The sequence below is a fragment of the Amycolatopsis sp. NPDC051373 genome (assembly GCF_040689465.1).
Taxonomy (GTDB): Bacteria; Actinomycetota; Actinomycetes; order Mycobacteriales; family Pseudonocardiaceae; genus Amycolatopsis.
The window spans coordinates 333,620-358,252 of record NZ_JBFBAE010000003.1 but is presented as its reverse complement, the minus strand read 5'-3'; the positions used below and the strand labels follow the sequence as shown (position 1 = coordinate 358,252).

Sequence of the window (24,633 nt, the reverse complement as noted above, 5' to 3'; positions counted from 1 at the left end):
ACAGGATTTCCCGGTCGTACCCTCTGCTGATGGATCTAGGGACCACGGCGACAGCCCGGACAAGCAGGACGACGAACCTCTCCTAGCCCGAACCGGCCCGGCACGACGAAAGCCACGCAGTCGGCGCGAACAGAAGCAGCACGAGGGCGCCGGAGTTGCCGCCGCGGAGCGGGAACGCTTGCTGCGCCGTCGGTTCCGGCGGGCGATCGTGGCCGCGGTGCTCTGGTTCCTGGTGCTGCCCGGTTCCTTCGTGGGGATCGCGGTGCTGAACAGCCACGCGGACCGGCTCCTGGAATACGGCGCCGAGGTGACCGGGCAGGTGGTCGGCGTGTACGACCCGTTCGCCCGGCGCGGTACGCCCACCATCACGGTGGACTACCCGGTCGGCGACGCCCTCGAACAGGCCGTCGTCAGCCGCGATTCCGACCGCGCGTACGTCGAAGGCGATCGCGTCCGCGTGTACTACGACCCGGCCGACCCGCAGGACATGCGGACCGCCGACGAGCGGAACCTCGACGACCGGTGGATGGGGGTCTTCGTGTTCCCGCTTGTCGTCGCGTTGTTCGCCTGGCCGTGGATGGTGACGTTCGGCGTGGGCTGGGCCCGCCGGCGCAAGGCCGCGCGGCGCGACGGGTGGCAGCCCGCGACGGCGACGGTAGTCGGCTCCTCAAGTGGCTATCAGTTGCTGCGCCTCGACTTCCGCGGTGGCGCCATGCTGGTCGTGCGGACCGTCGCGGCGGTGCGCGGCCGCTACTCGTTCCTGCGCGGCGGTCCGGTCGAGGGGCACGTCGCCGGCTCCGGCCGCGACTTCGTCCTCACGCTGCCGCGCGGACCCCGCACCCCGGGGCCGTACGCGATCCCGCTGCGCGTGCCGCGTGGCTCACGCCGGCGAGCCCACCGATGACCGGCGACGCCCTCGAAACCGACGTGATCGCCTGGAATCGTGCGCTGTGCAAGCGATCGTGGCGATCGATCACCGGTGCGGTCCTGTGGCTGCTCGTGCTGACCTCGGCGGTACTCGGGATGGTCGCGCTCGACGCTGCGGCCGACGCCCTGCTCGTCAGCGGAATGCGCGTGGTCGGCCACGTGGTCGGCGTCGAGGACCCGCGCCGCGGCACGCCGACCATCACGGTGGGCTACACCGTCGGCGTCACGCCCCGGCAAGCCGTGGTCAACCGCGACTCCGGGCTGGCTTACCACGTGGGTGATCTGGTCTGGCTGTACTACGACCCGATCGACCCTCGGCACGTGCGGACGCTCGAAGAACGCAACCACAGTGACGCCTGGAAATGGGGCCTCATCTCCCCGGCACTCGTCGCACTGGGCCTCTGCCCGTGGTGCACGGTGTACGCGGTGCGCTGGGTTCGCCGGTGCCGGGCCGCCCGGCGTACGCATTGGATCCCCGCCACCCTCATCGCGGCGAACCCCGTCGACGCGCACCAGCGGCTGGTCCTGAAGTGCCGCGGCAACGGGCGGCAGGGAGTCCGCACCCTCGCGATGGTGCCCGGCCGCTACGCCTTCCTCCAGCGCCTCGAACACAACCAGGCCTGGGTGGGCGGCGAGGGCACGGCCACGGTCCTGATGCTCGCGTGCGGAACCCGCCCCTGCCCGATCCTCGTCCGGCCGACGTCAGGTTCGGTCCGATGAAGCGTCCGGTGGGCAAGAAGCAGCGCGGTGAGCCGAGGTGGCCAGTGGTCCGCGGAACGCCCGGCGACGGTGAGCCGTGGCTCCCGCCGGGACCGGATGCCACGCCCGACGGTGGCGAGGCGGCGGTCGCCCGGCTGACGCGCCGGGCGGTGGAGGCGATCGTGGGAGCGATCGTGTGCGTCGGGGTGCTGGTGGGCGGTGTCCAGGCGCTCGGCAGAGCGGAAGAGGCGGTGCGCGGCGACGCGGCCACCTTCACGGCCTCCGCGCTCGTCGTGTGGGCCGGCGACAAGTACTTCGAGGTGCGGTACCAGGGCCCGGGCGGCGAGTACACCACCGTCATGGCGCAACGGACCGAGGAGGTCCGTAGCGTCGGCGACCGGATCGACGTGACCTATGACGAGGGCGCGCCCGCCGGCGCGTGGGACGCGGCCGACTACGAGATCGACCCGGTCGCGGCCACCTTCGCCAGCGCGCTGATCGCGGTCGGGCTCGCCGGCGTCCCCACGGGGCTCGGGCTCGCCGCGTCGTGGTGGCGCCGCCGCAGCGCGGTCCGACGAACCGGGTGGCGTGCGGCGCGGTTCGACTTCGGTGAGCCCGGCGTCGTCCGAGCCACCTTCGGCGACCGCACCCGCCTGCGGCTGCGCCCGGCCCGTGGGCTGACCCGCGAGTACGCGCGCTTCGGCACCGGACGGCGCAGCGGCTTCCTCGCCGGAGAAGGTGCTCACATGGTGCTGCTCGTTCCGGGCACCGGCGCGGTCGTGGTGCAGGCGGTGTCCCCGCGCTGGACCTGAAGCCCAAGCCCTAAAGCCCGAGATCCCCCGTCAAATACCGCTGCAAATTCGGCGCGATCGCCGTGACGAGCGTTTCGACCTCGGCCGACGCGATCGGCTCGAAGCGGGCGATGTAGCGGACCATGCCGAGTCCTACGACCTGCGAGGCGCACAGCGTGGTCCGCAGCCCGGGCTGGTCGGAGCCGATGTGGCCGATCACCTCGGCGAAGAACAGCGAGAAGAAGTCCCGCAGCACGGTCGCAGCCAGTTCGTGGCCCGCGACGCTGCGGATGAGGGCCTGGAACGTGTCGCCGCCGGCGCCGTCCCAGCGGGTGACGAAGACGCGGACGATCCGTTCACCCAGCTTGTCGTCGGGGCCGTCGCGCAGGGTCGCGAGCAGTTCGTGCGGGGAGAACGGCAGCTCGAGCACGGCCTGGGCGAACAGGCCCTCCTTGCCGCCGAACCAGTGGTTGACCATGGCCGCGTCGACGCCCGCGCGCGCGGCGATCGCGCGCACGGTGGCGCGTTCGTAGCCGTGTTCCGCGAACACCGCGCGCGCGGCCTCGATCAAGGCCGTCCGGGTGTCCTGCCCGGCGGGCCGGCGGCCGCGCCTGCGGGAGGTAGTGTCTTCGGTGCTCACGGGTCCACTATGACTCGTCGCCCCCTTGAATTCAACAGGTGCTGAATTCAAGGGCCGCCCAAGGTCCGCCGAGGCCCGCGCGGCACAATGGGGCGCATGGTCAGCTCAGCAGCCGGCAAATCCACCGGGCCCGGCCCGGTCAGCCCCTCGCGCGCCGAGTTCCGCGCCCTCGCCGAAGGCCGCCGCGTGATCCCCGTGGTGCGCAAGGTCCTCGCCGACGGGGAGACCCCGCTCGGGATCTACCGCAAGCTCGGCGCCGACCGGCCCGGCACGTTCCTGTTCGAGTCGGCGGAGAACGGCAAATCGTGGTCGCGCTGGTCGTTCGTGGGCGTGCGCAGCCCGGCCGCGCTGACCGTGCGCGACGGCAAGGCCGTGTGGACCGGCACGCCGCCCGTCGGCCTGCCCACCGAAGGCGACCCGCTGCAGGTGCTGCGCGCCACCGTCGAGGCGCTGCACACCGAGCCGCTGCCGGGCCTGCCGCCGTTGACCGGCGGCATGGTGGGCTACATCGGCTACGACGCCGTGCGCTGGCTGGAGAAGCTGCCCGAGCTCGCCGAGCGCGACCTCGACATCCCCGAGCTGACCATGCTCCTGGCCACCGACCTCGCGGCGTTCGACCACCACGAGGGCACCGTTACGCTGATCGCCAACGCGGTCAACTGGGACGACTCGCCCGAGCGCGTGGACGCGGCCTACGACAGCGCGCTGGAGCGCCTGTCGGCGATGACCGAGCAGCTGCGCGTGCCGGCGCCGCCCACCGTCGCGACGTTCGACCGGCCGGCGCCGGAGTTCAAGCGCCGCCGCACGAAGGAAGACTTCCACGCCGCCGTCGACAAGGCCGTGGAAGCGATCAAGGCCGGCGAAGCGTTCCAGGTCGTGCCCTCGCAACGCTTTGAGATCGAGACCGGTGCCGACGCGCTCGACGTCTACCGCGTGCTGCGCACCTCCAACCCCAGCCCGTACATGTACCTGCTGCGACTGGAGGGCTTCGACATCGTCGGCTCCAGCCCCGAGTCGCTGGTCACCGTGCGCGACGGCCGAGCGACCACGCACCCCATCGCGGGCACGCGCTGGCGCGGCGCCGACCCAGAGGAGGACGCGCAGCTGGCCAAAGATCTGCTGGCCGACGAGAAGGAGCGCGCCGAGCACCTCATGCTCGTCGACCTCGGCCGCAACGACCTGGGCAAGGTCTGCCGCCCCGGCAGCGTGCACGTGGTCGACTTCTTCCAGATCGAGCGCTACAGCCACGTGATGCACATCGTTTCCACGGTCACCGGTGAGCTGGCCGAGGGCAAGACGGCGTTCGACGCGGTCACCGCCTGCTTCCCGGCCGGCACGCTCTCGGGCGCGCCCAAGGTGCGCGCGATGCAGCTGATCGAGGAGCTCGAGCCGGTGCGCCGGGCCCTGTACGGCGGCGTCGTCGGCTATCTCGACTTCGCGGGCGACGCCGACACGGCCATCGCCATCCGCACCGCCCTGATGCGCGACGGCGTCGCCTACGTCCAGGCCGGCGGCGGCGTGGTCGCCGATTCCGTGGCCGACTACGAGGACACCGAGTCGCTCAACAAGGCGCGCACGGTGCTCTCGGCCGTCGCGGCGGCCCAGACCATGGTCCCCGCGGGCGAGCTCGATCCGGCCGAGGACTCCGCCGGTGTCTGAGCAGGGAGAGCCGGAACCAGCGGGCCCGCGGCAGTCCGAGCCGGTACAGACCGAGGCCAAGCCCTCGCGCCGTCCACTGTGGATGATCCTCGTCGGCCTGTTGCTGGGCGCGCTCGCGTTGTGGGGCGCCTCCAAGCTCGCGTGGTTCGCCGAGTTCCGCGACGGCGGCGTGCTCGGTACGCAGCTCTACACCGAAGACGGCGAGCAGCGGGCCACGGCGCTTGTGCCGCTGGCGTTGCTGGCGCTGGCCGGTGTCGCGGGCGTGATCGCCACCGGCGGCTGGGCGCGGCGGATCCTGGGCGTGGTGCTGGCGCTGGCGGGCCTCGCGGGCGTCTGGACCGGCGTGAACGGCGTCAAGTTCAGCGGCTGGGCGCCCGGATTGCCCGTCACCGAGATGCTTCTCGGCCGCGGTCTGGCCGTGCTGGGCGGAATTCTTCTCGTCGTCGCGGGGTTGGTCGCGGTCAAGGGCGCGGGCGCCGCGCGGCGGCTCGGCACCCGGTACGCGGCGCCGGGCGCCCAGCGTGCCAAGCGTGATCCGGACATCGAGCTGTGGGAGGCGCTTTCCGAGGGTGAGGACCCCACCGCGAGCAGGTGAGCGCCGGATACCGAAGCGCATTCGGAGCAAGGCGTGCACCCGGAACGGGCCGGTCTTCGAGTGGGGGTTAGCATCGTTTCGGCGGGAAGGGGAAGGTTTTTGTGAGCGAACTTGCGATGGGATCGATGAATTCGCCGACGGGCGGGTGCGCCCGGTGAGCGTGCTCGAAGACATCGTCGCCGGTGTGCGGGAGGACCTCGCCGTGCGCGAGTCCGTCTTGCCCTTCGACGAGCTGAAGGCCCGCGCGGCCAAGGCCCCGGCGCCCCGAGACGTGATGGCCGCCCTGCGTGAGTCGGGTATCGGCGTGATCGCCGAGGTGAAGCGGCGCAGCCCCTCCAAGGGCGACCTCGCCCCGATCGCCGACCCCGCTTCCCTGGCCAAGGACTACGAGGACGGCGGCGCGCGCGTGATCAGCGTGCTCACCGAGCAGCGCCGCTTCGGCGGGTCGCTCGCCGACCTCGACGCCGTGCGCGCGGCCGTCGACGTTCCCGTGCTGCGCAAGGACTTCATCGTCAGCCCGTACCAGGTGCACGAGGCGCGCCTGCACGGCGCGGACATGGTGCTGCTGATCGTCGCCGCGTTGGAGCAGAACGCTCTGGCCGCGCTGCTCGACCGCGTCGAGTCGCTCGGCATGACCGCCCTCGTGGAGATCCACAACGCCGAAGAGGCCGACCGCGCCCTCGAGGCCGGTGCTCAGGTGATCGGCGTCAACGCCCGCAACCTGCACACGCTGGAAGTCGACCGGGACGTGTTCTCCCGCCTCGCCCCGGGGCTGCCGTTCGAGGTGTTCAAGGTCGCCGAGTCCGGCGTCCGCGGCCCCGGCGACCTGATGTCCTACGCCGGCCAGGGTGCCGACGCCGTGCTGGTCGGCGAAGGCCTGGTGGCCTCCGGCGACCCGAAGGGCGCGCTGGTGAAGCTCGTCACCGCCGGTTCGCACCCCGCCTGCCCGAGGCCGTCGCGGTGACCGAAGAGCACAGCAAGCACGACCCGGACGAGCGCGGCTACTACGGCCCGTACGGCGGCCGGTTCATGCCTGAAGCGCTGATCGGCGTCGTCGACGAGGTCGCGGCCGAGTACGAGAAGGCGCGCCGCGACCCGGAGTTCACCGGTGAGCTGCGCCGCCTGCTCAAGGACTACGCGGGCCGGCCGTCGTTGCTGACCGAGGCCAAGCGCTTCGGTGAGCACGCCGGGGGCGCGCGGGTGTTCCTCAAGCGCGAGGACCTCAACCACACCGGTTCGCACAAGATCAACAACGTGCTCGGCCAGGCGCTGCTCACCAAGCGCATGGGCAAGAAGCGCGTGATCGCCGAGACCGGCGCGGGCCAGCACGGCGTGGCCACGGCCACCGCGTGCGCGTTGCTGGACCTCGAATGCCTGGTCTACATGGGCGAGGTGGACACCGAGCGCCAGTCGCTCAACGTCGCGCGCATGAAGCTGCTCGGCGCCGAGGTCGTCTCGGTCAAGACCGGGTCCCGCACGCTCAAGGACGCGATCAACGAGGCCTTGCGCGACTGGGTGACCAACTCCGAGACCACGCACTACATCTTCGGCACCGCCGCGGGCCCGTACCCGTTCCCGATGATGGTGCGCAACTTCCACAAGGTCATCGGCGAGGAAGCGCGCGAGCAGATCCTGGAGCAGACCGGCCGGCTGCCCGACGTCGTCGCCGCGTGCGTCGGCGGCGGGTCCAACGCCATCGGCATCTTCTCCGGCTTCTACGACGACCCGTCGGTGCGGCTGGTCGGCCTCGAGCCGGGTGGCGAGGGCATCGACGGCAATCGCCACGGCGCCACGCTCACCAAGGGCAGCCCGGGCAACCTGCACGGCGCGATGTCGTACCTGCTGCAGGACGAGGACGGCCAGACGGTGGAGTCGCACTCCATCTCGGCCGGGCTCGACTACCCGGGCGTCGGCCCGGAGCACGCGTGGCTCAAGGACTCCGGCCGCGCCGAGTACCGCCCGGTCACCGACGCCGAGGCCATGGACGCGTTCCGGCTGCTCTCGCGCACCGAAGGCATCATCCCGGCGATCGAGTCGGCCCACGCGCTGGCCGGCGCCCTGATGCTCGGCCGTGAGCTCGGGCCCGAGGGCCTCATCGTCGTGAACCTCTCGGGGCGCGGCGACAAGGACATGGACACCGCGGCCAAGTGGTTCGGCCTCGTGGACGGGGAGGACCAGTGAGCGCGCTCGACGACCTGTTCGCGGCAACGCGGGCGGAAGGCCGGGCCGCGCTGGTCGGCTACCTGCCCGCCGGATTCCCGTCGGTCGACGGCTCGAAGGACCTGCTGGCCGCCACCATCGACGGCGGTGCGGACCTGCTCGAGATCGGCGTGCCGTACTCCGACCCGGTGATGGACGGGCCCACGATCCAGGCCGCCGCCGAGTCGGCTCTGGCCGGCGGGTTCAAGCTCAAGCGGCTCTTCGAGGTCGTCGAGTCGGTGTCGGCGCGCGGCGGCAAGGCCGTGGTCATGACGTACTGGAACCCCGTGCACCGCTACGGCGTGGACCGCTTCGCGCGCGACCTTGCATCTGCGGGCGGGCTGGGCATGATCACGCCGGACCTGATCCCCGACGAGGCCGCCGAGTGGACGGCCGCGTCCGAGACCCACGGTCTGGACCGGATCTTCCTGGTGGCGCCGTCGTCGTCGGAGGAGCGCCTGGCGCTCACCACCGCGGCGTCGTCCGGCTTCGTCTATGCCACGGCGGTCATGGGCGTCACGGGCGCCCGCGACGCGGTGGGCGTGCACGCGGAGGACCTGGTCCGCCGCACGCGGGCCCACACGCACCTGCCGATCGGCGTCGGCCTCGGCGTCCGCTCCGGCGGCCAGGCGGCCCAGGTGGCCGGTTTCGCCGACGCGGTGATCGTCGGGTCCGCGCTGGTCACGGCCGCGGCCGAGGGCAGTGTCGACGGGGTGCGGAAGCTCGCGGAGGAGCTCGCGGAAGGCGTGCGCCGGGCTCCGGCCCGGGCCTGATTTCGGCATTCGGCTCTGCGGGCGCGCGGTCGCTGGCAGGATGCGGGCCATGGCCCGCATCGCCCGTCGCATGTTCGAGCTCCTGGAGCCGATCTGCCTGGTCACGTTCTTGTCGGACGAGTGCAACGAGGAGCTGGCCGCACTCGGCCACCGCACCTACTGGGACGGCTACTTCGCCAGCCGCGCCGCACCGCTGGGGCGCGTGCCGGCGCAGGTCGTGCACGCGGCCTTCTACAACTTCGCCGACGGCGAGGTCGAGCGGCACATCCCGAGCGCGTGGGAGACGATCCCGCCCGAGGCCTCCGTCGCCGCTCGGCAGCGCGGCAGCGCGGCGTCCCTGCGGCGGATCCTCGGCGACGAGCTGGCCGCGTCCCCGGGCCTGGTGCGCGCCGCCGACCTGACCACCCAGGCCGCGCAGAACGCGCCCACCGCCGGCCGGATGATGTTTGCCGGCGTACGTGCCCTCCCTGTGCCCACCGACCCCGTCGCCCGCTTGTGGCACTCCGCGACCATGCTTCGCGAACACCGCGGCGACGGCCACATCGCCGCCCTCCTCGCCGCGGGCATCGGCGGAGCGGAGGCCCACGTGCTCTCCGCGCTCGACCTGGGCATCCACCCGCCCGAGTCGTTCGGGCGCATCCACCACCTACCGAAGAAACGGCTGGCCGAGGTCATGTCCGGCCTGCGCTCCCGCGGCCTCGTTGACGCCGACGGCCACTTCACCGACGCCGGCCGCGAGACCAAACACCGCATCGAAACCCTCACCGACGAACTCGCCGCCGCGCCCTATGACACCCTCTCGCCCGCCGAACTCGACGAGCTGATCACCGCACTCGAACCCCTCAGCGCGAGGGTGGCGGCCACGGGGTCGCAGTGACGACCGGCGGCTGACGGCGCGCGCGAGGGCTGTGCCGGGTTGCCATTTGTACGGATCATGTACACCAACCGCCGACCCTTCGCGGCATGACATTCACCCACCTTCCCCGGCGCTCGTTTCTACCGCGTGCTCGTGCACCACATCGCATGTCCCAACAGCACGGACTACTCGTCGGCCCACGCGTTCCAGGTCGCGCGCGACGACCAGGCCGACCACATCGACAACAACGGCTGGTCCGACACCGGCCAGCACTTCACGATCTCCCGCGGCGGTTACCGCATGGAAGGCCGCCACGGCAGCCTCGACGCGCTGCGCAACGGCAACCAGATCGTGCGCGCCGCGCACTGCCCGGGCCAGAACGACAACGCGATCGGCATCGAGAACGAAGGCACGTACACCTCGGTCGAGAACCGCCGCAAGCGCAGTGGGATTCGCTGGCCGTCTTCATCGCCTACGTCTGCGAGCAGTACGGCATCCCCGTCGAGGAGATCAAGGGCCACCGCGACTACTACAACACCGAATGCCCGGGCGACAAGCTCTACGCGAAGCTGCCGCAGCTGCGTGCGGAAGTCGCCGGCCTGCTCGGCTGAACTCAGTGGAGCCAGCGCATCACTTCGCACAGCTCTTCGGCGTCGAGCCCGCCCAGTTCGTCGATCTCGCCGCGGCGCACGTCCATCAACGTCGTCGCCAGTTCCGCGCCAAAGGCCGATTTCAGCACGTCGTCGGCGACGAACGCGGCCACGGCCGCCTCCAGCGAGCGGGGGAGGCGCACCACTCCCGCGGCGGCGGCGTCGCCGGTCGACAACGTTCCCGGATCCACCTTTACGGGCTCCGGCAACCGTGTCGCGGAATCGAGCCCCGCGATTCCCGCGAACAGCAAGGCGGCCACGACCAGATACGGGTTGGCCGTGAGATCAAAACATTTCACTTCGAAATTCGCGGCCGTGTCCCGTTTTCCCGCCGGGCCGCGCACCAACCGCAGCGGCGCTTCCCGGTTTTCCAGGCCCCACGCCGTGTACACCCCGGCCCAGTGGTGCGGTTCGAGCCGCAGGTAGCTCACCACCGACGGCGCCCCGACGGCCAGCAACGCCGGCAACCGCCCGAAAATCCCCGCGGCGAACGACTCGGCGACCTCGCTGAGCCCGAACACCCCGTCACCGCCGGCGCACAGGTTCCGCCCGCCCTCCCACAGGCTGCAGTGCACGTGTCCGCCGTTGCCCACGCCGCCGGGCGCGAACTTCGGCGTGAACGACGTCTTCAGCCCGTGGTTCAACCCCACCGCGCGGACCGTCTCCCGTGCCAGCACCGCGACGTCCGCCGCCCGCACAGGATCGTCGGCGGACACGGAAACCTCGAACTGCCCCGCCGCGTATTCCGGGTGCACCTGCTCGACCCCGAGGCGCTGACTGTCCAAAGCAGACACCAGATCCCGCACGTACGCCGACTGCGCGGCCAGTCGCGAATATCCGTACGCCGGCCCCGCCACCGGCGCCCCGCCCGGCCCGGCGACCACCCACTCGAGCTCGAACGCCATCCGCGCCGAATACCCGCGTTCGGCCAGCTTCGCCACCGCCGTCGCCGCCAGCGCGCGCGAGTCCTGCGGGTGCGGCCGGCCTTCCTGGTCGTAGCGCAGGGCCGGCGCCCACGCCCACCCCGGCTGCGCGGCGAGCACCGTGAGCGCGTCGAGGTCCGGGTGCAGCCGCAGGTCGCCGACGGGGCCGAGCGAGTACGCGCCGGACGTGATCGTGTCCGTGCACAGGAAGAAGTCGAACGAGTTCGACGCGCCCACGCCCCACGCCGCGACCTCGGCGAGCCGGCTCACCGGAACCGCCTTGACGCGCGAGATGCCGGAGTTGTCGACGAAGGTCAGCGCTACCAGCTCGACCTCCGAACGGCCCAGCCGCGCCGCCTCCTCGGCACCCCGCCTGGAAAGTTCAACCCGATCGAGCTGGCTCATCCTGCCCCCGCGATGTTCACTGTGTAGTTCACGCCGTCGTCCTCGGCGGCCGTGGAACCACCTGCTGCCTCCGGACGAAGGAGCGCATCGTGTCAGACATCGTCGAAACCCGTCCAGCGCTGCGGCGCACCCTGTCGGTGTGGCAGGCCGTGGGCCTGTCCGTCGCGCTCATGGCGCCGAGTATGGCCGCCAACATCAACCCCCAGCAGACCGCGGCCGCCGCCGGGCGCGCCGTGCCGCTGGCCTTCCTGCTCTCGGCCGCCGGCGTGCTGCTGGTCGCCTACGGCTTCGTCCGCCTCTGCCAGCACTACCACCACGCGGGCTCGGTCTACGCGTTCGTCGGCGCGACGCTCGGCCCGCGCGCCGGCGTGGTCTCCGGCATCGGGCTGCTCGGCACCTACACCTTCTACGCCGTGGTCACGAGCTCGGCCGCGGGCACGCTCGGCACGGCGTTCCTCACGCAGGTGGGGATCTGGCCGAACCCGCCGTGGTGGGGGCCGTTCGTGCTCACGGGCGTCGCGCTCGTCGGCAGCTGGCTGCTCGCGGTGGCGCCCGCGCGCCGCGGCACGTCGACGCTGCTGGCCGTGGAGGGCGCGACGATCGCGGTGATCCTCCTGGTCACCGCCGTGATCCTGGTCCGCCTGATCGCCGGCAACGCACCCAACGACGCCCACTTCACGATGTCCGTGTTCACCTTCACGCCGGACATCGGCCTGTCCGGCGTGTTCCTCGGCGCCGTGTTCGGCTTCCTGTCCTTCGCGGGCTTCGAAGCCGCTGCGACGCTCGGCGAGGAGACCCGCGACCCGCGCCGCAACATCCCGCGCGCCATCCTCGGCACGGCCATCTTCGGCGGCGCCTTCTTCGTGATCGTGACGGCCGTGGAGATGATGGCGTTCCGCTCCGACGCCCAGGCCTTCCACGACTCGCCCTCCCTGCTCGGCGACCTGGGCAGCACGTTCGTCGGCTCGTGGGCCGGCGACGTGATCAGCGTGGGCGCCGCGATCAGCGCGTTCGGCTGCTGCCTCGCCTGCGTGGTCGGCGGCTCGCGCCTGCTCTTCGCCCTGGGCCGCGACGCCTTCGACGGCCGCGGCATCGGCCGCACGTCCCCGAAGGGCACGCCGGTCACCGCGGTCACGGCTGTCGCCCTGGCGGCCGCGCTGATCATCGTCGTGTGCGCCGTCTTCTTCGGCGCGACGGCGGCGGACACCTTCGCGTGGTCGGGATCCATCGGCACGCTGATCCTGTTGGTCATCTACCTGCTGACCACCCTCGGCGCCATCCTGTTGCTCTTCGTGCGCCGCCGCATGCACGTCCCGTGGTGGCACTTGGTCTTCCCCCTCGGCGCGCTCGCGCTGCTGGGCTACACGGTGTACGTCAACGTCGTCCCCTACCCGACCGAAGGCCCGGCCCGCTGGTTCCCCGTCGCGGCGGGCGCGGTGCTCGTGCTGGCCGTGGTCTTGGTCCTCGCGGCGCCCGGCTTCGCCCGTAGGGTGGGGGAACGGCTGGGCGTCACCGAAGGAGGCCGATGAGCGAGGTGCTGGACTTCGTCGCGGAGGCGCCGCTGGTGGACCACCACTGCCACGGCGTGGTGACCGGCGAGGTGGGACGCGAGGGCTTCGAGCGGATGCTCACCGAGGCCGGCACGGTGTCGCCGCTGGGGACGTCGCTGTTCGACTCGCTCATCGGGCTCGCCGTGCGCGAGCGGTGTGCGCCGGTGCTGGACCTGCCGAAGCACGCGCCGGCCGACGAGTACCTCGAACGGCGAGCGGAGCTGGGAGCCGAGGAGGTCAACCGGCGGTTCCTGCGAGGCACGGGGTCCACCGACTTCCTGCTCGACGGCGGTTTCCAGCCCGACGAGCTCACCGGCACCACCGAGTTCGCCCGCCTCGCCGGCGCCCGTGCCCACGACGTGGTGCGGCTCGAGCAGGTCGCCGAGGACGTGGTGCACGCCGGCACGACCGCGAGCCGGTTCGCCGCGGACTTCGGGGCGGAGCTGGAAAAACGGGCGAAGCACGCCGCCGGGGTGAAGTCGATCGCCGCGTACCGGGTGGGGCTGGAGCTCTCAGGTGAGCGGCCCGACGCCGTCGAGGTGGTCGACGCGGCCGGGCGGTGGCTCTCGCGCCTCGGGGCCGGGTTGGGGCTGCGCCTGGCCGACGAGGTGCTGCACCGCCACCTCGTCTGGGCCGGGATCGACCTCGGGCTGCCCGTGCAGTTCCACGTGGGTTACGGCGATTCCGACGTGGACCTGCACCGGTGCGATCCTTTGCTGCTCACCGGATTGCTGCGGGCCACGCGCGAGACGGGCGTGCCGATCCTGCTGCTGCACAACTACCCGTTCCATCGCAACGCCGCCTACCTCGCGCAGGTCTTCGAGCACGTCTTCGTGGACACGGGTCTCATCACGCACAACGCCGGCTTCCGCGCGCCGGCGATCCTGGCCGAGACGCTGGAGCTCGTGCCGTTCGGCAAGCTGCTGTTCTCGACCGACGCGTTCGGCCTCGCGGAGCTCTACCACCTCGGCACAACCCTGTTCCGCCAAGGACTTTCCGACTTCCTGCGGTCCGCTTTGGCCGCCGAGGCGCTGTCCGAAGTGGACGCACAGCGCCTGGTCCGCCTGGCCGGCCACGAGAACGCGACCCGGATCTACCGCCTGGAGCCCCGATGACCGACCTGGCCGCGCGCTGGCGTGCCGCCCTGGCCGACGAGCTGCCCGATGCCGTCGAGCTGCGCCACCGGCTCCACGCCGACCCGCGCGCGTCCGGCGACGAGGAGGACACCGCGCGCCTGGCGGCCGCCGCGCTGGGCGCCGGCGAAGGCGTGCGCGTCGCCAAGACGGGACGCCTGGTCGAGCTGCCCGGCGAGCACGCCGGCCCCGCAGTCGCGCTGCGAGCGGAGCTGGACGGGTTGCCGATCATCGAGCGCACGGGTGTGGCGTGGGCCTCGGACTCCGGACTGATGCACGCGTGCGGCCACGACGTGCACCTGGCCGCGCTGGTCGCCGTCTGCCGCGCGGCGCGGCGCGTGGGTGTGCCGCGGCGGCTGGTCGCGGTGCTGCAGCCGCGCGAGGAGACGGCGCCTTCGGGCGCGCTGGACATCGTCGAGTCGGGGGTACTGGAGGAGTTCGGCGTCGAAACCGTCATCGGCGCCCACGTGCAGCCGCGGCTGGCACACAACGTCGTCTCGGCCGCGCCCGGGCCGGTGAACGCGTCGACCGACGAGTTCGAGGTCGTGCTCCACGGCCAGGGGGGCCACGCGGGTTACCCGCAGCTCGTGCGCGACCCGGTGCTCGCGCTGAGCCAGCTCGTGGTGAGCCTGCAGCAGCTCGCGAGCCGCCGGATCGACCCCGTGCACGGCGCCGTCTGCACGGTCGGGCGCATCCACGCCGGCACGGCCGCCAACGTCGTCCCCAACACCGCGACCGCGCTCGGCTCGCTGCGGCTCATGCGCGCGACCGACCGCGTGCACGCGCTGGAGGTGCTGGCCGAGATCGTGCACTCCACCGCCCGCGCGTACGGCTGCACCGCCGACCTGCAGATCAGCCCGTGCGAGCCCGTGCTGGTCAACGACCCGGCGCTGGCGGCGGCCGCCCAGACCTGGCTGCTCGACGGCGGCGCCGACGTCGACGTCGACTTCCGCTCCTTCGGCGCCGACGACTTCGCCCACTACTGCGGCACCGGCACCCGCGGGCTGATGCTGTTCGTCGGCCTCGGCGACACCGCGGGCGCGCCCAGCCTGCACGACGAGGTGTTCCTGCCCGAGGACGCCGCCGTCGGCCAGGTCGCGCGGGCCCTGATGGCCGGATACCTCGCCGCTCTGCAGCCGGGTGGCTACGAGTAGTCATCGTCGCGACCGGACCGTGACCGGTCCTTCACGAACCCTTCGGCGGCGCCCTCACCACACCGGAGCATTGACGCGCTACGGTGACCGCGTGTATTCCGCCTCGGCAGCCTTCCTGGCCACGATCCCGAGCCCCGACCGCGGTGTGTGGCACCTGGGGTTCATCCCGATCCGTGCCTACGCACTGTGCATCATCGCCGGCATCATCGTGGCGATCTGGTGGGGAGAGCGCAGGTGGGCCGCGCGCGGGGGCACCAAGGGGACCGTGATCGACGTCGCGGTGTTCGCCGTGCCGTTCGGCCTTGTCGGCGGCCGCCTCTACCACGTGATCACCGACCCCGAGCTGTACTTCACGGCCGGCAAGAACCCGTGGAACGCCTTCGCCATCTGGGACGGCGGCCTCGGCATCTGGGGCGCCATCGCCCTCGGTGGCGTCGGCGCCCTGATCGCCTGCCGCCGCAAGGGCATCCCGCTGCCGGCGCTGGCCGACGCGCTCGCCCCCGGCATCGTCACGGCGCAGGCCATCGGCCGCATCGGCAACTACTTCAACCAGGAGCTCTACGGCGCGCACACCGACCTGCCGTGGGGCTTGGAGATCTACCAGCGCACCGACCCGGCGACCGGCTTGCCCGACCCCCTAACGGGCATCGCCACCGGCCACATCCCGCTGCCGGACAGCCCAGTGCACCCGACCTTCCTGTACGAGCTGATCTGGAACCTGCTCGTCGCCCTCGTCGTGGTCTGGGCCGACCGCCGCTTCAAGCTCGGCCACGGCCGCGCATTCGCCCTGTACGTGGCCGGCTACACCCTCGGCCGCTGCTGGATCGAACTCATGCGCACCGACACGGCCAACCACATCCTCGGCCTGCGCGTGAACGTCTGGGTCGCGATCCTCGTGTTCCTGGGCGCGGTGGCCTTCATGATCGTGGCGAAGAAGAAGGGGCCGCGCGAGCTGCCCGAGACGCTGCGCAGCCGCGGGGACGAACGTGACGCGGTTGCGGAGCCTTCGGCAGCTTCGGACTCTTCGGACGCTACGGAAGTGGGCGAGTCTTCCTCGTCGGAGTCTGCTTCGGACACCGCCGCCTCACCGTCCGAACCCGACACGGACAGCCGCGACGAAATCACGGTCGACGCCGGGTCCGCGTCCTCCGGCTCGGATTCGGACAAGCCCGAGAAGTCCTGACCCCCCGGTTTTTCACCACGCACGAGGTCCCCGGCTCGAAGTCGAGCCGGGGACTTCGTGCGTTACGGGGTCAGCCGAGCGGGGAGCCGCCGAAGTAGTCGTCGTCTCCGGTGGAACGGTCTTCGCCACGGGGGCGGCGCGGGGAGGGCGGGTCCTGGCGCTTCGGGATGCCGCGGTCGGCGAGGGGGCTGGTGAACTCGTCGTCGTCCGGGGTGGTGAAGCGGTGGCGCGGGTCCTCGTGCCGGGGTGCGGCGTGCCGGCCCTGGTCCGGCGCGGGCGAAGGCGGCGAATGCGGAGCCGGAGGCGCGGGCGGTGCCGGCGGCTTGCGGTCGGCCAGCGGGTCGGCGAAGTCGTCGTCCGGCGGGGGAGCGCTGTGGCGGCCGGGCGGCGGCGGAGCCGGGCTCGACGGTGAAGCGCTGCTCGCCAGCGGGTTGTCCGTCGAGAAGCCCTTCGGCAACTCCGCGGCGGCCGGGTAGGTCGAGCGGTTCGAGTCGGCGAGGAAGTCGCGCGAGCCCGTGCGCGCTTCGAGCACCTCCTCGGGAGAAAGGCCCTCCTGCATCTCCTCGTACATGTCCTTCGCGTCGCCGAGCTTGGCGTCGGCCAGGGCGCGCACCTCGGGGTCGGCGAAGGCCTTCCCGGACGCGACGTCCTTCCACGTCAGCTCGCCGGCGTCGACCTTGCGCTTGACCAGGCGCAGCGCGGCCGGGGCGTTGGGCTTCGAGGCGGCGGTCTTGAGCGCCTCGACGCGTTCTGGGGTGTCGGTCTGCGGCAGCGGCTTCAGGCGGATCTTCTCGAGGTCCTTCAGCAGCTGCCGCGACTTGCTCACGGTGCTGTCGAGCGCCGATTCCGCCTCGCGGATCTCCGGCGTCTTCCACGCGTCCTGCGCGGGGGTGGGCCGTGACATGACGGCGGGTCCTCTCAGTCGTCGATGCGGCCGCTGATCCGGCCGCTGCCGGAGTGCGCCGGGGTCCGGCTGCTCTTGCGGCTGTCCCAGTAGTCCTTGTTGTCCTCGTGGTTGCCGCGGGACTCCTCGACGCCGTCCTTCACGGAGTCCTTGATGTCGCCCACGTCGCCGGCGATGCCGGAGGCGTTGTCCTTGATGTCGCCGACGTCGCCCGCGATGCCCTTGCCGATGTCGATCACGTCGGAGACGCTGCCGACGTCCTTGATCTTCACCAGCTGCGACCCGATGTCCTTCACCGAGTTCCACAGGTCGCCGACCTTCTGCACGATGTCCTTGATCATGTCGATGATCGAGATCAACGCGTTGATGAGCGGCAGGATCTCCGACAGCCCGGTGATCGCGTCGGCGATCCACCCCGCGATCGGCACACACGCCTCGGCCGCCATCACCAGCAGCCGGTCGATCAGGCTCTTCAACAGGTCGAGCGCCTTGGCCGCCAGCTTCTGCGACGTGTCCGACAGCAGCTCGAACCCCTTGGCGATCAGCTCCGCGATCCCGGCCTCCGCGGCCAGCCCCGCGCGCCACCCGAGGTCCACGTACGCCTTGTGCGCCAGCGACGCCGGGCCCGACCAGCTGTCGCCGAGGATCTTCTCGTTGCCCACCATCACGGTCGAGAACGCCTTCATCGCCTCGGCGATGTTGCGCCACGCCTCGGCGTCGGCGGAGATCTTCGAGAAGTCACCCGTGATCGGCTCGATGAACATCTGCGTGAGCGTCTGGCCGGTGATCTGCTGGAAGATCCACTCGACCGGCATGACCTCCACGCCGGCTTCCTTGACGAGGTCCTGGATGTCCTCGCCGGACGTGTCCTCGGGCGGCTGGAGCTGTTCGCTGATCGAGCTGCCCTCGTCGAACCCGCTCGGCGACGTCGTCGGCGCGGCGCCGGGATCCCCGCCGGACGACGACGGCGAATCGCCCCCGTCGTCGGAGTCATCGGAGTCGTCGTCATCGTCCGAGTCGTCGTCCTCGGGCTTGTCGGAATCGTCCTCGTCGTCCTTCTTCTTTTTCTCGTCCTTGTCCTCGTCGCCCTTGTTCTTGCCGTCCTCGTCCTCGCCCTGCCCGGGGCGCTTGCGCTCGTCGCCCTCGTCCTGACCGGGCCGGTTCGGGTTGCGCGGGTCGTTCGGCGGGTGCCCCTGTGACGGCACGCCAGGCGCCGGGGTGCCGGGGGTGTGCTGCTGCGGCGGCGAACCCGGCCGGTTCGGCGGCGTGTTCGGATGCTGCGGCGGTGTGTTCGGGTGCCCTTGCTGGGGCGTGGCAGGGTGCGTCGGCGTGTGGTGCGTCGTTCCGCCGGACCCGCCCGGGTGGCTGTGCCTGGCCATGTCGTTCCCCCTCGGTGGTGGTCGGAGTCAGTGGTGGGTGGTCATTTCGCGCCGACCTCGTCGATCGCGATGCCGAACTCCTTGAGGACCGCGGCGACCTGGCCGTCGTGGTGGTCGTAGGAGTCGGCGGCGGAGCGGACGCCCTGGCTCAGCGAGGTGAGCCGGTTGTCGCCGAAGTCGAGGGTGCTGCCGTAGAGGTTGCCCACCAGGTCCACCACCGGCTGCAGCAACGCGAACAGGCCGGTGAAGCCCGACTTGTCGCACGCGGTGGTGCGCATGTAGTCCTTGATCTTGCCGACCTGGGCGTGCAGCCCGTCGACGACGTCCGCGTACTCGCGCATGACGTCAGTGTGTACGTCGAAGTCCGACACCGATTCCCTCCCCGTGATCGTCGGTCGACGAACACTATGGCAGGAAGTGATCACCCAGCGTGGGGTGTTTCGGGAAATCCACCGGTTGGGAATTCGAAACCCGACAAATCAGACAACAGTCCACAAAGGACGATCAGAGGTCCGGTAGTCCGAGCTCGAGGTTCGGCGCCTGGAGCCCACCGTCCACTTCGAGCACCTTGCCCGTCACGTATGCGCCGGCCGGCGAAGCCAGGTACAGCACCGCCGAAGCCACGTCGTCGGCGGAACCGATGCGCTGCAACGGGGTCGCATTCTCCATCTTCACGCGGATCTCTTCGTTGCCCGCCACCAATTCCAGCGCCGACGTGTGCACTGAACCGACGCAGATGGCGTTCACGCGCACCTTCGGTGCGAGGTCCACGGCGGCCAGCCGCGTGTAGTGCGACAGCGCGGCCTTCGCCGTGCCGTAGGCGAGAAAGCCGCGGCCCTGCACGCGGCCCATGATCGACGAGATGTTGACCACCGCGCCGCCGCTTTCGAGCAGTGCCGGGGTCGCGGCCACGGTCAGCGCGTGGGCGGTCGCGACGTTGAACCGGAACGCTTCTTCGAGGAAGTCCGTCGTCGACTCGGTGAACGGCCTCGGGTACGTGCCGCCGACGTTGTTGACGACGATGTCAAGCCGTCCGAAAGCGTCCAGGGCTTCCGAAGCCAGCGCTCCGGCTGCCGCCGGGTCCGACAGGTCGGCGGCCACCACGTGCGCGCGGCGCCCGGCCGCGGTCACGAGGGCGGCCACCTCGTTCAGCTGTGACTCGGTGCGCGAGGCGATGACCACGTCGGCGCCCGCCTCGGCGAGTGCCACGGCGGTGGCCGCGCCGATGCCTCGACCGGCACCGGTGACCACCGCGACCCGGTCCGTGACGCGGAACCGATCGAGGATCATGCGGCGGACGCTAACACGTTTCACCGGCGAGCGGCATCGGTCACACGAGTGGCCCGCCGGCTCGGGCAAGACCCCAGGAAAACGGCCGGAAACGGCTGTGTCAGGCCGGATGCGTAAAAGCCCGGTTACACTTGACGGCAACCGCCCAGATCCGATAGTTAGCTAAGCGAACGACCTGGGTGTCATCAGGAACTACGTCGTTCCACGCAGCCAGATCGTTACCGTTCACCGCCGTCCGGGGCGCTCTGAGGTGCTGCTCCGGTGTTTCCCAGGTGTTAAAGTCGCGCTAACAAGCGGGCCATCGTCGTCCCGTGCGCTTCCCACGGCCGGTCCGCCGGCCTCGCACGTAGACGACGAAGGAGGTCCCTTTTCCATGATCTTCTCCGCCATTCCCGGCAAGCAGGGTCTCTACGACCCGGCGACCGAGCTGGACTCCTGCGGTGTGGCCATGGTGGCCGACATCAAAGGGCGCCGCTCCCACGGCATCGTCGCCGACGGGCTGACCGCGCTGGCGAACCTCGAGCACCGCGGCGCCGCGGGCGCCGAACCCACGAGTGGTGACGGCGCGGGCATCCTGCTGCAGCTGCCCGACGAGCTGCTGCGCGCCGAAGCCGGCTTCGCCCTGCCTCGAGCGGGTGCCTACGCGGCCGGAATCGCCTTCCTGCCCGGCGACGCCGAGCAGCGCCGCAAGGCCGTCGGGCTGGCCGAACGCATCGCCGCCGAGGAGGGCCTCGACGTCCTCGGCTGGCGCGAGGTCCCCGTCGACGTGGACCGGGCCGGAATCGGTCCCACGGCGCGTTCGGTGATGCCGCACTTCGCCATGCTGTTCGTCGCGTCGCCGGGCGGGGAAGCCGGGCTGGAGCTCGAACGGCTGGCCTTCTGCCTGCGCAAGCGCGTGGAGCACGAGAGCGCGGCCTCGGACTGCGGCACGTACTTCCCGTCGCTGTCGGCGCGCACGATCGTCTACAAAGGCATGCTCACCACCGCGCAGCTGCCCGCGTTCTTCACCGACCTCATCGACGAGCGGCTCGAGAGCGCGATCGCCCTGGTGCACTCGCGGTTCTCCACCAACACGTTCCCGTCGTGGCCGCTCGCGCACCCGTTCCGGTTCGTGGCGCACAACGGCGAGATCAACACCGTGCGCGGCAACCGCAACCGCATGCGCGCCCGCGAGGCGCTGCTGGAATCCGACCTGATCCCGGGCGACCTCACGCGGCTGTACCCGATCTGCTCGCCCGAAGCGTCGGACTCGGCCTCGTTCGACGAGGTGCTGGAGCTGCTGCACCTCGGCGGCCGGTCGCTGCCGCACGCGGTGCTGATGATGATCCCGGAGGCGTGGGAAAACCACGCGACGATGGATCCGGCACGGCGCGCGTTCTACCAGTTCCACGCGAGCCTGATCGAGCCGTGGGACGGCCCGGCCTGTGTCACGTTCACCGACGGCACACTCGTAGGCGCGGTCCTCGACCGCAACGGCCTGCGGCCGGCGCGCTGGTGGCAGACGGTCGACGGCCGCGTGGTTCTCGCCAGCGAGGCCGGCGTGCTCGACGTGGCCCCCGGCGACGTCGTGGCGAAGGGCCGACTCAAGCCGGGCCGGATGTTCCTAGTGGACACCGAGGCCGGCCGGATCGTCTCCGACGACGAGGTGAAGTCGGCGCTGGCCGCGGAACAACCGTACGAGGGCTGGCTGCACGCCGGGCTGCTGAAGCTGGCCGAGCTGCCCGACCGCGACCACGTGGTGCAGAGCCACGACTCCGTGCTGCGCCGCCAGCTCGCCTTCGGCTACACCGATGAAGAGCTCAAGATCCTGCTGGCGCCGATGGCCGCCAAGGGTGCCGAGCCGCTCGGTTCGATGGGCACCGACACCCCGGTCGCCGTGCTGTCGAAGCGTTCGCGGCTGCTGTACGAGTATTTCAAGCAAAACTTCGCGCAGGTCACCAACCCACCGCTCGACGCGATCCGCGAAGAGCTCGTGACCTCGATGGCGCGCATCATGGGCCCGGAGCGCAACCTGCTCGCGCCCGGCCCCGCGTCGTGCCGGCACCTGAACCTGCCGTACCCCGTCATCGACAACGACGAGCTCGCCAAGCTCATCCACATCAACGACGACGGCGACCTGCCGGGCTTCGCTTGCAGTGTCCTTTCCGGACTGTACGAAGTGGACGGTGGCGCCGAGGCGCTGGCCGCCGCGATCGAGCGAGTACGCCGTGAGGCGTCGGAGGCGATCGCCGCCGGGGCGCGCACGCTCGTGTTGTCCGACCGCGACTCCGACCACCGAATGGCGCCGATCCCGTCGCTGCTGCTGGTCTCCGCCGTGCACCACCACCTGGTGCGCACCAAGGAACGCCTGCGCGTCGCGCTCGTCGTGGAGACGGGCGACGCGCGCGAGGTGCACCACATCGCCGTGCTGCTGGGCTACGGTGCCGCCGCGGTGAACCCGTACCTCGCGTTCGAGACGATCGAGGACATGATCGCCCAGGGCGCGGTCACGGGGATCGAGCCGGGCAAGGCGATCCGCAACTACGTGCAGGCGCTCGTGAAGGGCGTCCTGAAGATCATGTCGAAGATGGGCATCTCCACCGTCGGCGCATACACGGCGGCGCAGGTGTTCGAATCGCTCGGCCTGAGCCAGGACCTGCTCGACGAGTACTTCACCGGCACGTCGTCGAAGCTCGGCGGCGTGGGGCTGGACGTGCTGGCCGAGGAGGTCGCGGTGCGCCACCGCCGCGCCTACCCGGACAACCCGACCGACCGCGTCCACCGTGGACTCGACACCGGCGGCGAGTACGCCTACCGCCGGGAGGGCGAGCTGCACCTGTTCACGCCGGAGACGGTGTTCCTGCTGCAGCACGCGTCGAAGACCGGGCGTGAAGAGGTCTACCGCAAATACACCGAAGAGGTGCACCGGCTCTATCGCGAGGGCGGCGCGCTGCGCGGGCTGTTCAAATTCCGCGACAGCGTGCGCGAGCCCGTGCCGCTCGACGAGGTGGAGCCCGCCGAGGCGATCCTCAAGCGCTTCAATACCGGCGCCATGTCCTACGGCTCGATCTCGGCCGAGGCCCACGAGACGCTCGCCATCGCCATGAACCGCATCGGCGGCCGCTCCAACACCGGTGAAGGCGGCGAGGACCCGGAGCGCCTCTACGACTCCGAGCGCCGCAGCGCGATCAAGCAGGTCGCGAGCGGCCGCTTCGGCGTCACGAGCGAGTACCTGGTCAACTCCAGCGACATCCAGATCAAGATGGCGCAGGGTGCGAAGCCCGGCGAAGGCGGCCAGCTGCCACCGAACAAGGTGTACCCGTGGATCGCGCGCACGCGGCACTCGACGCCCGGCGTCGGGCTGATCTCGCCGCCGCCGCACCACGACATCTACTCCATCGAGGACCTGGCACAGCTGATCCACGACCTCAAGAACGCCAACGAGCAGGCCCGCGTCCACGTGAAGCTGGTGTCCTCGCTCGGGGTCGGCACGGTCGCGGCCGGCGTTTCCAAGGCCCACGCCGACGTGGTGCTCATCTCCGGGCACGACGGCGGCACCGGCGCCTCGCCGATGAACTCGCTCAAGCACGCCGGCACGCCGTGGGAGATCGGCCTCGCCGAGACCCAGCAGACGTTGCTGCTCAACGGTTTGCGCGACCGCATCACCGTGCAGGTCGACGGCGCCATGAAGACCGGGCGCGACGTGGTGATCGCGGCGCTGCTCGGCGCCGAGGAGTACGGATTCGCGACGGCCCCCCTCGTCGTCGCGGGCTGCGTGATGATGCGCGTGTGCCACCTCGACACCTGCCCGGTCGGCGTCGCGACGCAGAGCCCCGAGCTGCGCAAGCGGTACACCGGCCAGGTCGAGCACGTCGTGAAGTTCTTCGAGTTCGTGGCCGAGGAGGTCCGGGAAACGCTGGCGCAGCTGGGTTTCCGCACGCTCGACGAGGCCATCGGGCACGCCGAGGTGCTCGACACGGCCGAGGCGCAGGCGCACTGGAAGGCGGCCGGGCTCGACCTGAAGCCGATCTTCGAGGTCCCGACCGAGACGCCGTACGGCGGGGCGAAGCGGCGCGTACGAGCGCAGGACCACGGCCTGGAGCACGCCCTGGACCGCACGCTCATCCAGCTCGCCGAGGCGGCGCTGGAAGACGCGCACCCGGTGCGCCTCGAGCTGCCGGTGCGCAACGTGAACCGCACCGTCGGCACGCTGCTCGGGTCGGAGATCACCCGCCGCTACGGCGGTGAAGGCCTGCCCGAGGACACGATCCACGTGCTGCTCACCGGTTCGGCCGGGCAGTCGCTGGGCGCGTTCCTCCCGCGCGGCATCACACTCGACATGGTCGGCGACGCCAACGACTACGTCGGCAAGGGTCTCTCCGGCGGCCGCATCGTCGTGCGGCCCGACCCGGACGCCGTCTTCGCCGCCGAGCGCCAGACGATCGCGGGCAACACGCTCGCGTACGGCGCCACGGCGGGCGAGATGTTCCTGCGGGGCCAGGTGGGCGAACGCTTCTGCGTGCGCAACTCCGGCGCCACGGTCGTCGCCGAGGGCGTCGGCGACCACGCCTTCGAGTACATGACCGGCGGCCGGGCCGTGGTGCTCGGCCCGACGGGCCGCAACCTCGCGGCCGGCATGTCCGGCGGCACCGCGTATGTGCTCGACCTCGACCGCGCCAAGGTCAACGGTGACATGGTGGATCTGTCCGTGCCGGGTTCCGAGGACCTGGCGTGGCTCAAGCAGATCGTGCAGCAGCACCACGACCTGACCCGCTCGGCGGTGGCCGCGTCGCTCCTCGGCGACTGGACGCGGCGTTCGGCGGCCTTCACCAAGGTGATGCCGCGCGACTACCAGCGGGTCCTCGACGCGGCGAAGGCAGCTCGCGCTGACGGCCGCGACGTCGACGAAGCGATCATGGAGGCCGCTCGTGGCTGATCATCGTG

22 protein-coding genes are annotated in these 24,633 nt (G+C 71.1%); 15 read left to right on the top strand and 7 right to left on the bottom strand.

Annotated elements, in window-relative coordinates; genetic code table 11:
- The first annotated feature begins 178 nt into the window (after positions 1 to 178).
- From AB0383_RS07725 to AB0383_RS07715, 3 genes are read left to right on the top strand one after another with little or no spacing between them, the layout of a single operon-like run.
- Positions 179 to 904 carry a DUF3592 domain-containing protein gene (locus tag AB0383_RS07725; protein WP_366185871.1) on the top strand — a complete coding sequence of 242 codons (726 nt, stop codon included), beginning with the start codon at positions 179 to 181 and terminating at the stop codon, positions 902 to 904.
- Positions 901 to 1,647 (top strand): DUF3592 domain-containing protein, encoded by a 747-nt coding sequence (locus AB0383_RS07720; protein ID WP_366185869.1) that lies wholly within the window; start codon positions 901 to 903, stop codon positions 1,645 to 1,647. The genes AB0383_RS07725 and AB0383_RS07720 overlap by 4 nt, the downstream gene beginning before the upstream one ends.
- Positions 1,644 to 2,438: a hypothetical protein gene (locus AB0383_RS07715; protein ID WP_364179437.1), complete on the top strand. Its 795-nt coding sequence runs from the start codon at positions 1,644 to 1,646 to the stop codon at positions 2,436 to 2,438. The genes AB0383_RS07720 and AB0383_RS07715 overlap by 4 nt, the downstream gene beginning before the upstream one ends.
- A gap of 10 nt (positions 2,439 to 2,448) precedes the next feature.
- On the opposite strand, the gene AB0383_RS07710 is transcribed toward AB0383_RS07715, so the two are convergent.
- Positions 2,449 to 3,057: a TetR family transcriptional regulator gene (locus AB0383_RS07710; RefSeq protein WP_220238031.1), complete on the bottom strand. Its 609-nt coding sequence runs from the start codon at positions 3,055 to 3,057 to the stop codon at positions 2,449 to 2,451.
- Positions 3,058 to 3,153: 96 nt separating this feature from the next.
- On the opposite strand from AB0383_RS07710, the gene AB0383_RS07705 reads away from it, so the two are divergent.
- The 6 genes from AB0383_RS07705 to AB0383_RS07680 all read left to right on the top strand — a co-directional run bounded on the left by AB0383_RS07705 (position 3,154) and on the right by AB0383_RS07680 (position 9,160).
- Entirely contained in the window at positions 3,154 to 4,716 is a 1,563-nt protein-coding gene (locus AB0383_RS07705; protein ID WP_364179434.1) for an anthranilate synthase component I, read from the top strand.
- Between the two features lie 82 nt (positions 4,717 to 4,798).
- Positions 4,799 to 5,311 (top strand): Trp biosynthesis-associated membrane protein, encoded by a 513-nt coding sequence (locus AB0383_RS07700; RefSeq protein WP_364179613.1) that lies wholly within the window; start codon positions 4,799 to 4,801, stop codon positions 5,309 to 5,311.
- A 154-nt stretch (positions 5,312 to 5,465) separates the two neighbouring features.
- Positions 5,466 to 6,275 carry an indole-3-glycerol phosphate synthase TrpC gene (gene trpC, locus AB0383_RS07695; protein WP_364179432.1) on the top strand — a complete coding sequence of 270 codons (810 nt, stop codon included), beginning with the start codon at positions 5,466 to 5,468 and terminating at the stop codon, positions 6,273 to 6,275.
- Positions 6,272 to 7,492, top strand: a complete 1,221-nt coding sequence (gene trpB, locus AB0383_RS07690) for a tryptophan synthase subunit beta (protein WP_366185866.1) — start codon at positions 6,272 to 6,274, stop codon at positions 7,490 to 7,492. Before trpC ends, trpB begins: the two co-directional genes overlap by 4 nt.
- Positions 7,489 to 8,283, top strand: a complete 795-nt coding sequence (gene trpA, locus AB0383_RS07685) for a tryptophan synthase subunit alpha (RefSeq protein ID WP_366185864.1) — start codon at positions 7,489 to 7,491, stop codon at positions 8,281 to 8,283. Before trpB ends, trpA begins: the two co-directional genes overlap by 4 nt.
- 49 nt (positions 8,284 to 8,332) lie before the next feature.
- Complete coding sequence (locus AB0383_RS07680) at positions 8,333 to 9,160, top strand: MarR family transcriptional regulator (RefSeq protein WP_366185862.1); 828 nt, start codon at positions 8,333 to 8,335, stop codon at positions 9,158 to 9,160.
- Positions 9,161 to 9,432: 272 nt separating this feature from the next.
- Here AB0383_RS07680 and AB0383_RS07675 read toward each other — a convergent pair whose 3' ends face one another.
- Positions 9,433 to 9,660, bottom strand: a complete 228-nt coding sequence (locus AB0383_RS07675; RefSeq protein ID WP_366186029.1) for a hypothetical protein — start codon at positions 9,658 to 9,660, stop codon at positions 9,433 to 9,435.
- Between AB0383_RS07675 and AB0383_RS07670 the strand changes: the two genes are divergently transcribed.
- The gene (locus AB0383_RS07670) at positions 9,595 to 9,750 is read left to right on the top strand and encodes a hypothetical protein (protein ID WP_366186016.1); all 156 of its coding nucleotides are present in this window, start codon (positions 9,595 to 9,597) and stop codon (positions 9,748 to 9,750) included. The genes AB0383_RS07675 and AB0383_RS07670 overlap by 66 nt on opposite strands.
- A gap of 2 nt (positions 9,751 to 9,752) precedes the next feature.
- On the opposite strand, the gene AB0383_RS07665 is transcribed toward AB0383_RS07670, so the two are convergent.
- Complete coding sequence (locus AB0383_RS07665) at positions 9,753 to 11,117, bottom strand: glutamine synthetase family protein (protein ID WP_366185861.1); 1,365 nt, start codon at positions 11,115 to 11,117, stop codon at positions 9,753 to 9,755.
- 89 nt (positions 11,118 to 11,206) lie between these two features.
- On the opposite strand from AB0383_RS07665, the gene AB0383_RS07660 reads away from it, so the two are divergent.
- From AB0383_RS07660 to lgt, 4 genes are all read left to right on the top strand, one after another.
- Complete coding sequence (locus tag AB0383_RS07660; protein ID WP_364179423.1) at positions 11,207 to 12,646, top strand: APC family permease; 1,440 nt, start codon at positions 11,207 to 11,209, stop codon at positions 12,644 to 12,646.
- Entirely contained in the window at positions 12,643 to 13,782 is a 1,140-nt protein-coding gene (locus AB0383_RS07655) for an amidohydrolase family protein (protein ID WP_366185859.1), read from the top strand. Before AB0383_RS07660 ends, AB0383_RS07655 begins: the two co-directional genes overlap by 4 nt.
- Positions 13,779 to 14,954 carry an amidohydrolase gene (locus tag AB0383_RS07650; RefSeq protein WP_366185858.1) on the top strand — a complete coding sequence of 392 codons (1,176 nt, stop codon included), beginning with the start codon at positions 13,779 to 13,781 and terminating at the stop codon, positions 14,952 to 14,954. Before AB0383_RS07655 ends, AB0383_RS07650 begins: the two co-directional genes overlap by 4 nt.
- 91 nt (positions 14,955 to 15,045) lie before the next feature.
- Positions 15,046 to 16,137, top strand: coding sequence for a prolipoprotein diacylglyceryl transferase (gene lgt, locus AB0383_RS07645; protein WP_366185856.1), 1,092 nt, complete (start codon positions 15,046 to 15,048; stop codon positions 16,135 to 16,137).
- Positions 16,138 to 16,207: 70 nt separating this feature from the next.
- Here the strand turns inward: lgt and AB0383_RS07640 are convergent, their stop codons facing one another.
- The 4 genes from AB0383_RS07640 to AB0383_RS07625 form a co-directional block, all read right to left on the bottom strand.
- Complete coding sequence (locus tag AB0383_RS07640; protein WP_366185855.1) at positions 16,208 to 17,041, bottom strand: hypothetical protein; 834 nt, start codon at positions 17,039 to 17,041, stop codon at positions 16,208 to 16,210.
- A 14-nt stretch (positions 17,042 to 17,055) separates the two neighbouring features.
- A complete protein-coding gene (locus AB0383_RS07635) occupies positions 17,056 to 18,420 on the bottom strand; it encodes a hypothetical protein (protein ID WP_366185853.1) in 1,365 nt (454 codons plus the stop codon).
- Positions 18,421 to 18,461: 41 nt separating this feature from the next.
- Positions 18,462 to 18,761 (bottom strand): hypothetical protein, encoded by a 300-nt coding sequence (locus AB0383_RS07630; protein WP_364179412.1) that lies wholly within the window; start codon positions 18,759 to 18,761, stop codon positions 18,462 to 18,464.
- Positions 18,762 to 18,924: 163 nt separating this feature from the next.
- Positions 18,925 to 19,710: an SDR family oxidoreductase gene (locus tag AB0383_RS07625; RefSeq protein WP_366185851.1), complete on the bottom strand. Its 786-nt coding sequence runs from the start codon at positions 19,708 to 19,710 to the stop codon at positions 18,925 to 18,927.
- A 373-nt stretch (positions 19,711 to 20,083) separates the two neighbouring features.
- Between AB0383_RS07625 and gltB the strand changes: the two genes are divergently transcribed.
- Positions 20,084 to 24,625, top strand: a complete 4,542-nt coding sequence (gltB, locus tag AB0383_RS07620; RefSeq protein ID WP_366185849.1) for a glutamate synthase large subunit — start codon at positions 20,084 to 20,086, stop codon at positions 24,623 to 24,625.
- Positions 24,626 to 24,633: the final 8 nt, after the last annotated feature.

Bases quoted from the DNA above. Each gene is read 5' to 3' on its own strand.
- AB0383_RS07655 (WP_366185859.1), top strand. From the start codon at position 12,643: ATGAGCGAGGTGCTGGACTTCGTCGCGGAGGCGCCGCTGGTGGACCAC.
- AB0383_RS07705 (WP_364179434.1), top strand. From the start codon at position 3,154: ATGGTCAGCTCAGCAGCCGGCAAATCCACCGGGCCCGGCCCGGTCAGC.
- AB0383_RS07720 (WP_366185869.1), top strand. From the start codon at position 901: ATGACCGGCGACGCCCTCGAAACCGACGTGATCGCCTGGAATCGTGCG.
- AB0383_RS07630 (WP_364179412.1), bottom strand. From the start codon at position 18,761: ATGCGCGAGTACGCGGACGTCGTCGACGGGCTGCACGCCCAGGTCGGC.
- AB0383_RS07650 (WP_366185858.1), top strand. From the start codon at position 13,779: ATGACCGACCTGGCCGCGCGCTGGCGTGCCGCCCTGGCCGACGAGCTG.
- AB0383_RS07700 (WP_364179613.1), top strand. From the start codon at position 4,799: ATGATCCTCGTCGGCCTGTTGCTGGGCGCGCTCGCGTTGTGGGGCGCC.
- AB0383_RS07640 (WP_366185855.1), bottom strand. From the start codon at position 17,041: ATGTCACGGCCCACCCCCGCGCAGGACGCGTGGAAGACGCCGGAGATC.
- AB0383_RS07680 (WP_366185862.1), top strand. From the start codon at position 8,333: ATGGCCCGCATCGCCCGTCGCATGTTCGAGCTCCTGGAGCCGATCTGC.
- AB0383_RS07635 (WP_366185853.1), bottom strand. From the start codon at position 18,420: ATGGCCAGGCACAGCCACCCGGGCGGGTCCGGCGGAACGACGCACCAC.
- gltB (WP_366185849.1), top strand. From the start codon at position 20,084: ATGATCTTCTCCGCCATTCCCGGCAAGCAGGGTCTCTACGACCCGGCG.
- AB0383_RS07665 (WP_366185861.1), bottom strand. From the start codon at position 11,117: ATGAGCCAGCTCGATCGGGTTGAACTTTCCAGGCGGGGTGCCGAGGAG.
- AB0383_RS07625 (WP_366185851.1), bottom strand. From the start codon at position 19,710: ATGATCCTCGATCGGTTCCGCGTCACGGACCGGGTCGCGGTGGTCACC.
- AB0383_RS07715 (WP_364179437.1), top strand. From the start codon at position 1,644: ATGAAGCGTCCGGTGGGCAAGAAGCAGCGCGGTGAGCCGAGGTGGCCA.